Origin of the sequence: Brenneria salicis ATCC 15712 = DSM 30166 (assembly GCF_003315515.1) — a bacterium.
In the GTDB taxonomy this organism is placed as follows: Bacteria; Pseudomonadota; Gammaproteobacteria; order Enterobacterales; family Enterobacteriaceae; genus Brenneria; species Brenneria salicis.
The window spans coordinates 1-13,240 of the sequence record NZ_QNRY01000068.1 but is presented as its reverse complement, the minus strand read 5'-3'; the positions used below and the strand labels follow the sequence as shown (position 1 = coordinate 13,240).

7 protein-coding genes, 1 tRNA gene, 2 rRNA genes and 2 pseudogenes are annotated in these 13,240 nt (G+C 51.7%); 4 read left to right on the top strand and 8 right to left on the bottom strand.

Translation table 11 applies throughout. From position 1 onward, the window contains the following. The 3 genes from rrf (DES54_RS17685) to rrf (DES54_RS17675) form a co-directional block, all read left to right on the top strand. Nucleotides 1-90: ribosomal RNA gene (gene rrf, locus DES54_RS17685) — 5S ribosomal RNA — on the top strand; the annotation flags it as partial. A 155-nt stretch (nt 91-245) separates the two neighbouring features. Next, a tRNA-Thr gene (locus DES54_RS17680) sits at nt 246-321 on the top strand. 39 nt (nt 322-360) lie between these two features. Then, nucleotides 361-476, top strand: a 5S ribosomal RNA gene (gene rrf, locus DES54_RS17675). A gap of 180 nt (nt 477-656) precedes the next feature. Here rrf (DES54_RS17675) and pssA read toward each other — a convergent pair. The 4 genes from pssA to trxC all read right to left on the bottom strand — a co-directional run bounded on the left by pssA (nt 657) and on the right by trxC (nt 6,145). Continuing rightward, complete coding sequence (gene pssA, locus DES54_RS17670) at nt 657-2,012, bottom strand: CDP-diacylglycerol--serine O-phosphatidyltransferase (protein WP_113869617.1); 1,356 nt, start codon at nt 2,010-2,012, stop codon at nt 657-659. A gap of 168 nt (nt 2,013-2,180) precedes the next feature. Continuing rightward, nucleotides 2,181-4,829 (bottom strand): bifunctional acetate--CoA ligase family protein/GNAT family N-acetyltransferase, encoded by a 2,649-nt coding sequence (locus DES54_RS17665; RefSeq protein WP_113869615.1) that lies wholly within the window; start codon nt 4,827-4,829, stop codon nt 2,181-2,183. A gap of 50 nt (nt 4,830-4,879) precedes the next feature. After that, the gene (locus tag DES54_RS17660) at nt 4,880-5,578 is read right to left on the bottom strand and encodes a tRNA-uridine aminocarboxypropyltransferase (protein WP_113869613.1); all 699 of its coding nucleotides are present in this window, start codon (nt 5,576-5,578) and stop codon (nt 4,880-4,882) included. Between the two features lie 147 nt (nt 5,579-5,725). Next, a complete protein-coding gene (gene trxC, locus DES54_RS17655; RefSeq protein WP_113869612.1) occupies nt 5,726-6,145 on the bottom strand; it encodes a thioredoxin TrxC in 420 nt (139 codons plus the stop codon). A 242-nt stretch (nt 6,146-6,387) separates the two neighbouring features. Between trxC and DES54_RS17650 the strand changes: the two genes are divergently transcribed. Next, on the top strand, nt 6,388-7,545 hold the full coding sequence (locus DES54_RS17650) for a tRNA/rRNA methyltransferase (protein WP_113869610.1): 1,158 nt from the start codon (nt 6,388-6,390) through the stop codon (nt 7,543-7,545). 96 nt (nt 7,546-7,641) lie between these two features. On the opposite strand, the pseudogene emrB reads toward DES54_RS17650, so the two are convergent. The 4 genes and pseudogenes from emrB to DES54_RS17630 form a co-directional block, all read right to left on the bottom strand. After that, nucleotides 7,642-9,134, bottom strand: a pseudogene (gene emrB, locus DES54_RS17645) (multidrug efflux MFS transporter permease subunit EmrB). 56 nt (nt 9,135-9,190) lie between these two features. Continuing rightward, nucleotides 9,191-10,369: pseudogene (gene emrA, locus DES54_RS17640) on the bottom strand (multidrug efflux MFS transporter periplasmic adaptor subunit EmrA). A 254-nt stretch (nt 10,370-10,623) separates the two neighbouring features. After that, nucleotides 10,624-11,139, bottom strand: coding sequence for a transcriptional repressor MprA (gene mprA / locus DES54_RS17635; RefSeq protein WP_113869608.1), 516 nt, complete (start codon nt 11,137-11,139; stop codon nt 10,624-10,626). A gap of 241 nt (nt 11,140-11,380) precedes the next feature. Continuing rightward, on the bottom strand, nt 11,381-12,583 hold the full coding sequence (locus DES54_RS17630) for an MFS transporter (RefSeq protein ID WP_113869606.1): 1,203 nt from the start codon (nt 12,581-12,583) through the stop codon (nt 11,381-11,383). Nucleotides 12,584-13,240 lie beyond the last annotated feature (657 nt).

The following is a 13,240-nucleotide window of genomic DNA, read 5'->3' as shown; positions in this document are numbered from 1 at the left end:
ACCTGACCCCATGCCGAACTCAGCAGTGAAACGCCGTAGCGCCGATGGTAGTGTGGGGTCTCCCCATGTGAGAGTAGGGAACTGCCAGGCATCAAATTAAGTGGTTGCAGTGGACCTGAGGGGCAGTTCGCTACTCGAGAGTGAGTAGGAAAAAAGCCGGAGGCTTTTAAACGTTGCGTAGCAACGGCCCGAAGGGTGAAGTCTGAAAGGGTTCATAAACTGCCAGGCATCAAACATTCAGGTGCGCTGATATGGCTCAGTTGGTAGAGCGCACCCTTGGTAAGGGTGAGGTCCCCAGTTCGACTCTGGGTATCAGCACCAGTAATAATTGGGTTAATATTTCGGCTTAAAAAAAATTTACCTGGCGGCGATAGCGCGGTGGTCCCACCTGACCCCATGCCGAACTCAGCAGTGAAACGCCGTAGCGCCGATGGTAGTGTGGGGTCTCCCCATGCGAGAGTAGGGAACTGCCAGGTTTCAATAAAAACAAAAGGCCATCCAGTAAAAGGATGGCCTTTTGTCTATCTTATTTTCAATGTCCTTATCTCGATTTTTCCTCGCTGAGGCCGCAATCTCGTTATCCTAATGATTAAAATAAAACCCCCGGCGTTGAACCGCAACGCCGGGGGTTTTATTTTATTAATATCGCAGCAATATCAAAGAATACGGCTAATCAGCCTGTCTATGCGAATGCGGCGCAAGCGTCGAATGAGCTTACGGACTTTTACCGGATATTGCGCAATGCTTTCCAGTTCCATATAACTTGTGACGACCTGAGAATGAACTCTGATTTTATCCAGTTCTTCCAGACGCTGTGCTAACAGAACCTGTTTGGGATCGTGAATCAATATGGCGTTTTCCAAATCCAGACGCCAGGCACGAGGATTGAGGTTATTACCCGTCAGCAACTGCCATTTATCATCTATCCACATGCCTTTCAGGTGGAAGCTGTTATCACCGTCTTTCCATAATCTGACGACGAGTTGCTGAGCATCAATATAGCGCTGTAGCCTGCTCAGGAAACGGCGCAGATTGATTTCATAAAGATAAGGCAAAGCACCAATAATTTTGAACGGTTGATTTTCCGGGATATAAAAATCATTAGCTGTCTTATCGCCGATAATAATTTCAACTTTCTTACCTTGCCGCAGTAGGCGGATAATATTCCGCATAAGTAGAGCAGGGAGATTAAAATACGGTGTACACATCACCAGATGGCTGTCTGTACAGTACATCAAATGATGGATGGTTTTATTCAGCGGGCTCTGTTTGCCCAAACCAACCAGCGGTGTGACAGTCAGTTCAACATCAGCGCTGTTACACTCAGGGATATTATAGCCTGTTGTGCGTAACGCCTGACGAAACTGTTTGGTTTCATTTTTAATTTCCAGACTCTTGGGGCGATCGATACGATCCAGTCGTTGGATTGCCGGCGCCGCCAGGATCTTCTGAATATATTGCGCCATTGTATCAGCCAGTATCGAGTTACGAATTACCTGATAGCGATCGTAACGATACTTGTCATGCTGATGCAAATAGACATCGTTCAGGCTGGCGCCACTATAGATAACTGTGTCATCAATGATGAAACCTTTCAGATGCAGCACACCCAATGCTTCGCGGGTGTTAACCGGTACGCCATAGATAGGAAACTGGATATCCGCATATTTATGCGCCATATCGCAATACCAGTCGGCGTTGGTATTTTCTGCCATTGCCCCTATCCGCCCACGTTGGGCGCGATGCCAGTCAACCAGAATGCGGATATCAAGTTTGGGATACTGCCGTTTCGCCTCATATAACGCAGACAAAATACCCATGCCGCCATCATCACGCTCAAGATACAGCGCCACTAAATAAATGCGTTTCCTGGCTTTCAGAATAGCCTCTATCAGCGTTGTGCGAAAAAGTTCAGGTGTGTGAAGAGTCTGAACATCATCTGCTGTCTGAGGGATTTTGGGCAATTGTGCAAGGTGTTGTTGGTATTTATTGAGTTTAAATTTTGACAACATCACAGTGCGTTTCTTCTCTCATCAGTGTATGGCCCAGAGGCCATTATCAAAAGTTAAGGAATAGCCGAATCGGGCGATAATACCATTACTTTCCAGCTGTTGTGAGCAAGTTTTACCATTGAGTGGTAGAACATATCCTGACAGCGGGAGCTATATCACGAAGTCTGATTAATTTTTAAACGGCAATTCCAGCGCCACAATACCTTCTTCCAGTTGAATATCGATACTAAAACCCAGTTTCTTTGCCAGCGCGATCATGCCTTGATTATGGGGCATGGTGATACCATTCAGCCGTCTCAATCCGTGAGCCTGGGCATACTGGATGAGCTTTTCCAGCAATCGTCTGCCCAACCCCAGTCCTTTCAAATCCGAACGTACCAAAACGGCGAATTCAGCGTCAGTATTGTCGGGGTCTGAAATCGCGCGCGTCACACCGATTATCTCAGGTCCTTTCTCGGTCTGGCGGATGGCGACAAACGCCATTTCCCGATCGTAGTCAATCTGGGTCATATTGGCTAAATCTTCATGATTAAATTCATTAATTTCGCTGAAATAACGGTAATAGAGGTCTTCTTTCGTCACTTTTGCAATGAATTTACTCAGCAGCGGTTCATCTTCGGGAAGGATGGGACGGAACAGACAAGCGGTATTATCCTTGAGTGTCACCGTCTCTTCCCACTCCTGCGGATAGGGTCGGATCGCCAATCTTGACTGTGGATCGCCGCTAAAAGGCGAAAGGTGCAGCGTGACATCCAATAAGGTGAATTCACTTCCTGAAGCCAGCAGGGGATGGATATCCAACCGGGAGATTTCCGGGCAATCAAGGATCAGGTTGGAAACCTGTACCAACAGACGGCTGAGGGCCGGAATATCCAACGGCTGTAGCGCACTGCTGGCCCGGATTTTATCGCCTTTGACGGCTTGTAGCACCAGATAACGCGCCAGCGTCATATTGAGCGGCGGCAAGGCAACGGCGGCCTGTTTTTCACGCCATTCGACGCCGCCTTCTCCCAACATAATCAGCGGTCCAAATACCGGATCCTGTTCGACGGCGATACGTAGTTCCTGAGCGCCGGCGCGGTTTGCCATCCCCTGAACCAGCAGGCCGTGGATTCTTGCCTGAGGATAAGTTCGCTTCACGCGATCGAGGATGGCATCCGCCGCCTGTTGAACGTCTCCGGCAGTTTGCAGGTAGAGCATCACTCCCTGAACTTCCGACTTATGAGAGATATCGGGGGAACGTAACTTGATGGCGACCGGATAACCGATTTGTTCCGCGATATGCACTGCTTCCGGGCTGTCATTGGCAATCCAGGTTGGCAAGGTATGCAAACCATAGGCTTGCAGAATGGGCTGGACTTCATGGGTATCCAACTGGGTAACGCCATCTGACAGCGCCTGATGGATCAGTTCATGCGCCGGACTGGTATTGATGGCCAGATCCAGCGGCAGCGCTGGCGTTTCCATCAGTTGTTTTTGGTTACGCCGATACTCGACAATATGCATAAACGCGGTGACGGCGCCTTCGGGCGTGCGGTAGGTGGGAATACCCGCCTCGTTGAACAAACGTCGGGCTTCCAGAGAAGAATATTCACCGCACCAGTTTGTCAGCAGCGTAATGCGTTTGCCGCGCGGATGGTGTTGAAACAGGTTGATCAATTGTTCCGCGTTTTCGGTGCCTGGCGCCGCTGCACTGGGCGCATGGATAATCAGCAATGCATCGGCGTCGTCGCTATCGAGTAGTATCGATAGCGCATCCTGATAATGTGCTGCCGTCGCGCCATCACGCAGGTCGAGCGGATTGCCGATGGCGACGTGCGCAGGTAATTTTTCCCGCAACAGGTTTTGCGTTGATTCGCTGAGTGTCGCAAGTTTACCTTGTCGGCTGAGCAACTGATCCAGCGCCTGCGCCGCGGGTGACGCTCCGTTGCTGACGATTATGAGTCGTTCGCCACGTAATGGACGCAGGTGACTCAGGGTTTCCACCGCTGAAAATAGCTCATGGGTATCACGTACCCGCAACAAACCGGCACGTTGAATGGCCGCATCATAGGCGGCATCCAAACCGTGACGCTGGCTGTTCAGTAGCCGTTGCGCCTGCTGGCTGCGTCCGCTTTTTATCACCAGAATCGGCTTATTTCTTGAAGCGCCGCGCGCCGCGGAAAGAAAACGGCGAGCATCGCTGATGTGTTCGAGATGCAGCAGAATGGCGCTGGTTTTGCCATCACGCGCCAGAAAATCGAGCACGTCATCGACATCAATATCGAGGCTGTCGCCCAGCGCGATAAAGTAGGAAAAGCCAATCCCTCGTTGTTGCGCCCAGTCCAGGATCGTATTGGATACGGCGGCGGATTGGGAAATAAAAGCCAATTTGCCTTTCATAATCGGAACAGGGGAAAAGCTGGCGTTAAACCCTTGCCAGGGCGCGAGCAGACCCAGACTGTTCGGACCTAATAAACGCATGTGGTAGCGAACCGCGCAGGCTTTTAACTCGCTGAATTGCGACGGCTGGGCTGAAAGAATAATGACGGTTTTGCAGCCGCACTGTCCCAATTCTTCCAGCAACGTCAGGTTACGGCTGGCGTTCGTGCAGAGCACCGCCAAATCGGGGTTCATTGGCAGGCTGGCGACATTCGGATAAGCCAGAACACCGCAGACGGCGCGATATTTCGGCGTAACAGGAAGCACAGGACCGCTGAAGCTACCATCAAGCAGGTTTCGCATCATCAGAAAACCCGTCCGTCCCGCCTTTTCCGATGCCCCTAAAACGGCTATCGATCGGGGACGCAATAATGCTTCCAATCCACGTTGGCTCATAAGTCACTCCTGTTGGATAAGACTATTTGATACTAAACGTTTTCTGGCGATTATGCTGTGACGGTGGGTAAAGTTTCCCGTAAGGTATGATGCGACTTTCCGGCCAGATAATGTTTTCTAAAACGGTCAAAGTGAGTGGACAGGCCGTCCGCGGCCATATGATCGCCAGCCTGTGCGAGTAAGGCGATCGCAATTTCGGCGGTACAATGCTGTCCGGCGCCGCTGGCCTCACGTAACTGGTAGCGGGATAGCGCATCCACATTCAGCGACAGAATAGGCAAAGTATCCAGATACGGGCTTTTGCGGAACATTTTGCGTGCTTCCGGCCAGGTGCCGTCCAGCAGCACAAACAGCGGCGGTTTCCCTTGAGCGGGTAACTGGCGCAACACCTGACGTCCGTTTTCGGCTTCGTCGGCCAGAAAGACCAGATAAGGCTGATAATCCGGGGTGTTCAACACGTTCAACAGTTGTGGGTTCGGTGACGTGCGTGACCAGAGAAAGGCTTGCGTGTCCGGTAAAATATCGGCGATTAATCGTCCGGTATTACTTGGCTTAAGCGGTTCGGTATCAAACATCACCAGACAAAAACGACTGCGTGAGTCAAATGACCGAATGGTGTGACACAGGCAGGTCTTAACCGGCAGCAGGCAGTGTTGGCAGCGCACCACACGGCAACCACGGGCGCGAAACGGTTTGGTTGACTGCTCAAGACGTTGCTGGCGCAGTTGGAGCACGGCGTTATTGGTCATGACGTATTCGACACGGTTGAGTGTTGCCGGGAGCCGGTCACATTTCGGCCATCATGGGCAAAACAAATTTAGAAGTCCGTTATTCTAATCGACTCCGCATCCGACCAAAAGAGCCGGGGCGATAATGCCCCGGATTAGCGTGATTTTTTACAGCGATTCATCCAGCCAGGCTTCAAAAGGGGCTTTCGGTAGCGCACCATTGAGCATATCCACCAGTTGGCCTTGTTTGAACAGCATCAGCGTTGGGATGCTGCGAATGCGGAAGCGGGCGCTGAGTTGCGGTTCCGATTCGGTATTCACTTTAATAAAGCGTATTTTTTCGCCGCGATCTTGTGCGACACTTTCAAACACGGGTGCAAAGTTGATGCAAGGTCCGCACCAGGGCGCCCAGAAATCGACAACGACCGGTAAATCGTCCTGTAACAGCTTGTCAAGCGTCTCTTCTGTCGCATTCACCACATCGCCAGTGAATAATGGATCGCCGCAGCGTCCGCATTTCGCATGGTCGTCAAGGCGTTCTTCCGGCAGACGATTGGTTGTGTGGCAAGAGCCGCATACCGTATTCATAATAGGGCCTCAAATGGAAAGGGGCTAAAATAAGGATGATGTTGTTGAGTAAACGGATTGCAATGCCGTAATAAAAGGTCAACAACGGTGAATTAAGTATGGTGGACTGCGAGATTGTCAACAATGTGGTTTACTCAATAGCTACAATAGCTACGGACTTTTAGCCAGCGTGACGACAAGTTGGTAGCTAAGCAGGTGTACATGAGGTAATCTTCGCGCCCAGCGCGTAGGTGGAGAGAACGATGAACGATTCATTCAATAGTAAGAGCGGCAAAGTCCGTGTGATGTATGTCCGTAGCGAGGATGAGGGCGAGAAAGATAACAAAAACAAGCGTCCTGAAAGTAAAGATCGCCGTAGTGTGAACCGTGGTGGTCGAGGCGCAGGGAGTGGCTCGCGCGATAATCGTGTAAAACCCCCGCATCCGCGTGATACCAACCCGCGTTATGCTCGTGAAAACCCGACGCGTGATGGCGAAGCCCGTGAGAAAAGTCCCTGGGGCAAAGCGCGCAACGATCGTGCTGGCGAGGCTCCTCGTCGCCCGCACAACGAAGACGTCGCTCATGATTCCCCATGGAAAACGGTTTCTCGTGCTCCTGGCGAAGCTTCTGAACCCGATCACGGCGGTATCAGTGGTAAAAGCCAGATTGATCCCGCGCAAATTCGCCGCCAGCGTCAGGAAGAGACGCGTGTTTACGGTGAGAACGCCTGTCACGCATTGTTCAAGAGCCGCCCGGAGGCGATTGTCCGTGCGTGGTTCCTGCAAGAAGTGACGCCGCGCTTCCGGGAGGCCTTGCGCTGGATGGCGGCAAATCGTAAAGCCTATCACGTGGTTGACGATGAAGAACTCATCAAAGCGTCGGGTACGGAGCATCACGGCGGTGTTTGTTTCCTGATTAAGAAACGTCAGGGGATGGATGTCCGCGAGTATCTGCAAACGGCTGGCGAGAGTGATTGCGTGTTGGCGCTGGAAGATGTGGGTAATCCGCATAACCTCGGCGGGATCATGCGCAGTTGCGCGCATTTTGGCGTGAAAGGCGTGTTGCTGCAGGATGCGGCGCAACTGGAGTCGGGTGCGGCGGTGCGTACCGCAGAGGGCGGCGCTGAGCATGTGAAAGCCATCCATGCGGATGATTTTCTGTCGGTATTAGGCGAATTCCGCCAGGCAGGTTATACCATTGTAACCACCTCCAGCCATAAAGGTACGGCACTGTCGAAAACCATGTTCCCGGCCAAAACGGTGATCGTGCTGGGACAGGAGAGCGACGGTTTGTCTGATAGCGCGTGGCAACAAGGCGATGTCAACGTTTCGATCGGCGGCACCGGTAAGGTGGAAAGTCTGAATATTTCTGTGGCGGCAGGTATTCTGCTTGCTGAGTGGTGGCGGCAGAATCAAGCCTGATGAAACCTTAGAGGCATTCCCGGATGCCTCTTTCTGATCCTGCACGGTGGAATACGTTTTTAATCAGCGGACGATCGGCTGGCGAGTATAAGCCGATCAGTGCGCGCCGCCGCCTCCGCTGGCGGAGGTAAAGGGCGGACGGGCAAACCAGACGAGGACCACCAATACCAGAAATATGCCGGCGGCGGCCCAGAAGATTTCATTAGCGGAGATAATCAGCCCCTGTGCGGTAATCTCCTGTGCGATATAGGCGGAAGCCTGAGATTGACTCATCCCCATAGCCTGCAACTGCTGATAGGTTTCCTGTGCCAGCGGATTATAAGGCGTTACCGACTCCGTCAGATGAGCATGGTGCAAGGATTCACGTTGCGTCCATAAGGTCGTGGTGATGGACGTGCCGATCGACCCGGCCAGCGTTCGGGCAAAGTTGGACAGGCTGGAAGCCGCGGCCAGTCGTTCCGGCGGCAATCCCGACAACGTGATGGTGGTCAGCGGCATGAAGAAACAAGCCACGGCAATCCCCTGCACGAACTGCGGCCACGCCGATGCGCCAAAATCCATACCGGGCTCAAAGGTGTAGGCGCGCCAGTAAAAACAGATGGCGTATACGATAAAACTGAAGCTGACCAGCTTGCGCATGTCCAGATGCGGCGCGAAGCGGCCAATGAGCGGCGACAGCACTACCGGCATCAATCCCACCGGGGCGGATGCCAGACCAGCCCAGGTTGCGGTATAGCCGTAGACCTCTTGCAGTAATTGCGGCAGCAACACAATCGCGCCGAAATAGAACATGTAGGCCAGACTGATGCACAAGCAGCCGATAGTGAAATTACGCGATTTGAACAGCGACAAATCCACGACCGGGTGATCGTCCGTTAGCTCCCAGACGATCAGAAAGGCCAGCGAAATAACGGCGACCACCAGTAGAATAATGATTTCGCTGGAGTTGAACCAGTCGAGTTCTTTGCCTCTGTCGAGCAGCATCTGCAAGCTGCCGATACCGACAATCAGTAGCGCCAGTCCAATCGTATCAATGGGTCTGATTTCGGTTTTGGTTTCCCGCCCGCGCAAGGTTTGCAAGGTGAGCAGGACAACCGCGACCCCCAGCGGCACGTTGATGAAGAAGATCCAGCCCCAATGATAGTTATCACTGATCCAGCCGCCCAGAATCGGACCACAGATCGGCGCCACCACCACGGTCATCGACCAGAGCGCCAGCGCAATGCTGCGTTTGGCTGGCGGGTAGTTGTTGAGCAACAAACTCTGCGACAGCGGGATAAGCGGCCCGGCGGCAATCCCCTGCAAGACGCGGGCAAAAATCAACATTCCCAGACTGTTGGATATGCCGCACAGCCAGGAAGTTAGCGCAAACAGGATGGTAGACCAAAGAAACAGGCGGACCTTACCAAAACGTTTGGCTAGCCCGTAATCGGGATGGAGATCGCGTTGGCGACCCCGAACGAAGTGATCACCCACGTACCCTGCGAGTTAGAAGCTCCCAGATTACCCGCGATAATCGGAATGGCGACGTTGGCGATAGTGGAGTCCAGAACCTGCATGAACGTCGCCAGTGATAAGGCGATGGTCATCCAAGCCAGACTCGCACCTTTAAGCGGTTCTCTCGGCACGTTGCTCTCCTGACGGATTAACCCGCGTTGGCCTGGATGATGCCGCTAATCATTTGGTTGACCGGCGTGAGATCCAGCGACAAAGCATCACTGGAATAGGCCGGCGCGCCGCGTGGCGTTTCGGCTAACGCTTTACCGTCGGTATTCGCGGTATCGACGTTAACCAACGTTGATAAACCGATACGCAGCGGGTGTGTCGCGATTTGTTGCGGTTCCAACTCAATACGTACCGGCAGACGCTGGACAACCTTGATCCAGTTGCCGGTAGCGTTTTGTGCGGGCAGTAACGAGAACGCGCTGCCGGTTCCCATATCCAGGCCAACCACTTTGCCCTGAAAAACCACATCGTCGCCATAGATATCGGCGATAACCGTAGCCGGTTGGCCGATACGCATATTGGCGAGTTGGGTTTCCTTAAAATTGGCATCAACCCACAGGCGATCGGCTGGAACCACGGCCATTAATGCGGAAGTAGGAGAAATGCGGGCGCCTACCTGAACGCTGCGGCGTGAAACGTAGCCATTAACCGGACTGACGATTTTAGTCCGCTGCAAGGTGAGCCAGGCATCACGCATTGCAGCGGCGGCTTGTTGCACTGCGGGCTGCTGTTCCAGCGGGGTATCCCTTACCATTGCCTAATTAGCGAGATATTGCTGTTTGGCTACTTCCAAGGATGCTTTGGCGCTGGCGACGGCATCACGGGCGTGCTGGACTTCTTCACGACCAATAGCGTTGGCGTTGCCCAGCGCCTCCCGGCGAGTTAAGTCGCTTTGCGCTTTGTTCAGTTCAGTCTGGCGCAACTCGATATTGGCCTGATACTGCTTACTATTAATGGTTAACTGGCGTGTTTGACGCACGCTGCTGGCGAGTTCGGTTTCCGCGCGTTGAAACGCCTGCTGTGCATCCGTCGGGTCCAGTTCGACCAGAATGTCGCCTTGTTTAACGAAATCGGTATTATCGACATTCACGCGGGTGACGCTGCCGCTCACCTGCGCCATCACCTGAACCTGATTACCGGCAATATAGTCATCGTCCGTGCTTTGATGATGTCTGAGCACCAGAAACCAGTAAATAAACCAAACCGTGCCAAGCACAATAAAGATAAAGGCCAGCAAGGTCATTATCCGTTTACGCTTATTCTTCCTGCTTTTCTCCGCAGGTTGTTGAGGCGTCTGATTTTCCACGTTTTCACTCATGGGGTGTTCTCTCTTGCTCTCTTTTTTGCCGGATATCGCGGTCACCGCCTCTGGCAATCGTCTTGTCACGATTGATATTTCGCAGCGCATCACGATGATGCGCTGCTCACAAAATCAGTGGTTACGTTAACCTGTCGCAACCTGAACTAAGGAAACGCAAATCGGTCTTTTCGGCGGAAAATATCGCCACCCGATGAAACTGTTATCGGGAAATATCAGATGCAATGAGGTCATGGTATCTTTATGAAAATTATTTATATTTCATCCATTTCATCCATTTCATCCAGCCGCGTCAGGAGTTTGCGCATCAGCACTTCCAACTGTTTTTGTTCGTCACCACTGAGTGCCGACCAGAGAAAATGGAGACTTTTAAGTTGTGGAGGAAGCAACTGCTCAAGGAACATTTTACCGGCTTCCGTCATATGCAAATGCAGACAACGGCGGTCGCTATGGCTTTCACGTCTCTCTATCCAGCCCCTCTTCTCCAGATCGTCAGCGATGCGCGTGGCATTAGTACGCGATGAGCCCAGCGCGGCACTGAGTTCGGAGGGTTGGATACTGTGAGATTCCTGAGATTGCAGCGTAATTAATGCCATAAACAAGGTTTCATTAATCCCTTGCTCTTTAAGCATTCTGTTTCTGTGTTCCAGAATTTTGCTTTGCATATGCATACATAGACGCAGCAACAGGACTTCCTGGTGGGGGAAGTCGGGTTTACGTGAAGCTCGCAGGCTTAGCATTTGTTCGATGGGAGTAAAGGAACTATCCATTTTTATATAAACCTCATTAATCACGGTCCATATAGTAACTAATGTTACTATATGGGTAAACGAGAAAGCGCGTTTAATTCTGTGTCAGAAAGTAAGAAAAAGGCATCCAGAAAACGGATCAAGCCTCTGTCATGTCATCAATATTGGTACATTGGTCGGCTATTTTAAAACCCGACAGACTGATAATCGGATCAGCACCTTATCGGGAATTGGTACTTTACAGGCGCTTTAATGTGCGTGTTTACCGACCTGAAGGCGCCGCGGCGATGGGGTGTTCATCATGGTTACCCCGCCACCAGACCAGCAGGTTCAACAGACTGGTCACGCTGCCTGCCGCGCATACGCCCAGCCAACCCCAGTGCTGATAGGCCGAGGCGGAAATCATCGATCCCAACGCGCCGCCGATAAAATAGCTGGTCATGTAACCGGCTGTCAGGCGGTTACGTGCTTCCGGCATCATGCGATAGATCACGCTCTGGTTGGTGACATGAACGCCTTGAACGGCAAGATCATCCAATGCGATGATGCCGATTAAGAGCGCGATGACTGATTGAGCACCAAACGCCACAAACAGCCACGACAGTAATAATAGTAGCAGACCGGCGAACGTAGTTTGTCGGGCTTTCCCCTTATCGGCCAGACGTCCCGCTCGTGATGCCGCCAATGCGCCAGCGGCGCCGACCAGACCAATCTTCCCTTCGGAATAATGATAGGGTGGGGAGGCCAGCAGAAAAGCCATGGATGTCCACAGGATGCTGAAGTTGGCAAAGGTAAAACAACCCAGCAACGTACGGGTACGCAGCAGTGGCGAGGTGGCGTACAACCGGAATATCGAGGCTAAGAGTTGCGGATAATTCAGCTTGTTCTCCTGTGGGACACGCGGCAGCCCCCGCCAGAGTATCAACGCCATGATGGTCATCAGTGTGCTGGCGACCCAGTAGACGGTACGCCAGTCGCCCCATGAGGCCAGCGCCCCGGAGACGGTTCGAGCCAGCAGGATACCAAGCAGCAGGCCGCTCATGATGGTGCCGACCACCTTGCCTCTGGTTTCTGGCGTCGCTAGCGTGGCGGCGAGCGGCACCAGAATTTGCGCGACGACAGAGAATAGCCCGGTTAACGCGGTGCCGGTGATCATCAGCCAAAGCGTGGTAGCGGAGGCGGTAATCAGCATGCCGCCAGCGGCGAGCAGCGTCATACTGACAATCAGTGTCCGCCGTTCAAACATGTCTCCGAGAGGAACCAGAAACATTAAACCCACGGCGTACCCTAGCTGAGCGGCGGTAACGATAAAACCAGCCTGATTGAAGGAGAGTTCAAATGCTCTGGCGATGGTTTCCAGCAGCGGTTGAGCATAGTAATTACTGGCAACGGCGAGGCCGGTTGCCACGGACATGATAAGAGTCAGAGGCAGGCTGAGACCCGATTGTTTCGGCTGAGATGACATAGTTTGGGCGTTAATGTAATGTTAATAATGCTAATGGTTGCGGGTAGTATCAAACAGGCGGCAACGAGATACCAGAAGATATTGCGGTTGCGGTAGGACTTGGGGGCGCATGACATGGGTTAAACGTTTTTAGCGTCTATATGTAATTATTTATACCAAGCATATAATTAAGAGTCTATCAAATTAATATTTTGTTCGTTCAGTTGGAAAATATAAAATTTTTAGCCATCTTGATATTAAAAATGAAAAAGCGGTAAATAAAGAAATAAGTAATTTGAATTTAACTCGTTTAATTATTGCACACAGACAACAAACCATTTCAATGGCAGACCGTGTTATTCAATTAGAACAAGGTAAGATAATTTCAGATACAATGCAAAATTGTCAAATAGAAATGATCAACAAAGAAACAGGCCATATACCATGTAAATCTTTATAGCGGATCACTACCAGGCCGACGATCCTTTTTTATCTGATATAGGCAGACAAGCCGTCAATCTTACCTGAAAAAATGCCGCTCGTTCTTAAGCAAGCGGCATTAACTCCAACTATCTCTTCATAGCTAAATAACTGCGCCTATTACCGCTCCACTTTTGTTAGTCCAGGTTTGTTGCCTGGGAAAGGTGATGCGGTTTTAATAAATTGTCTGACATTTTT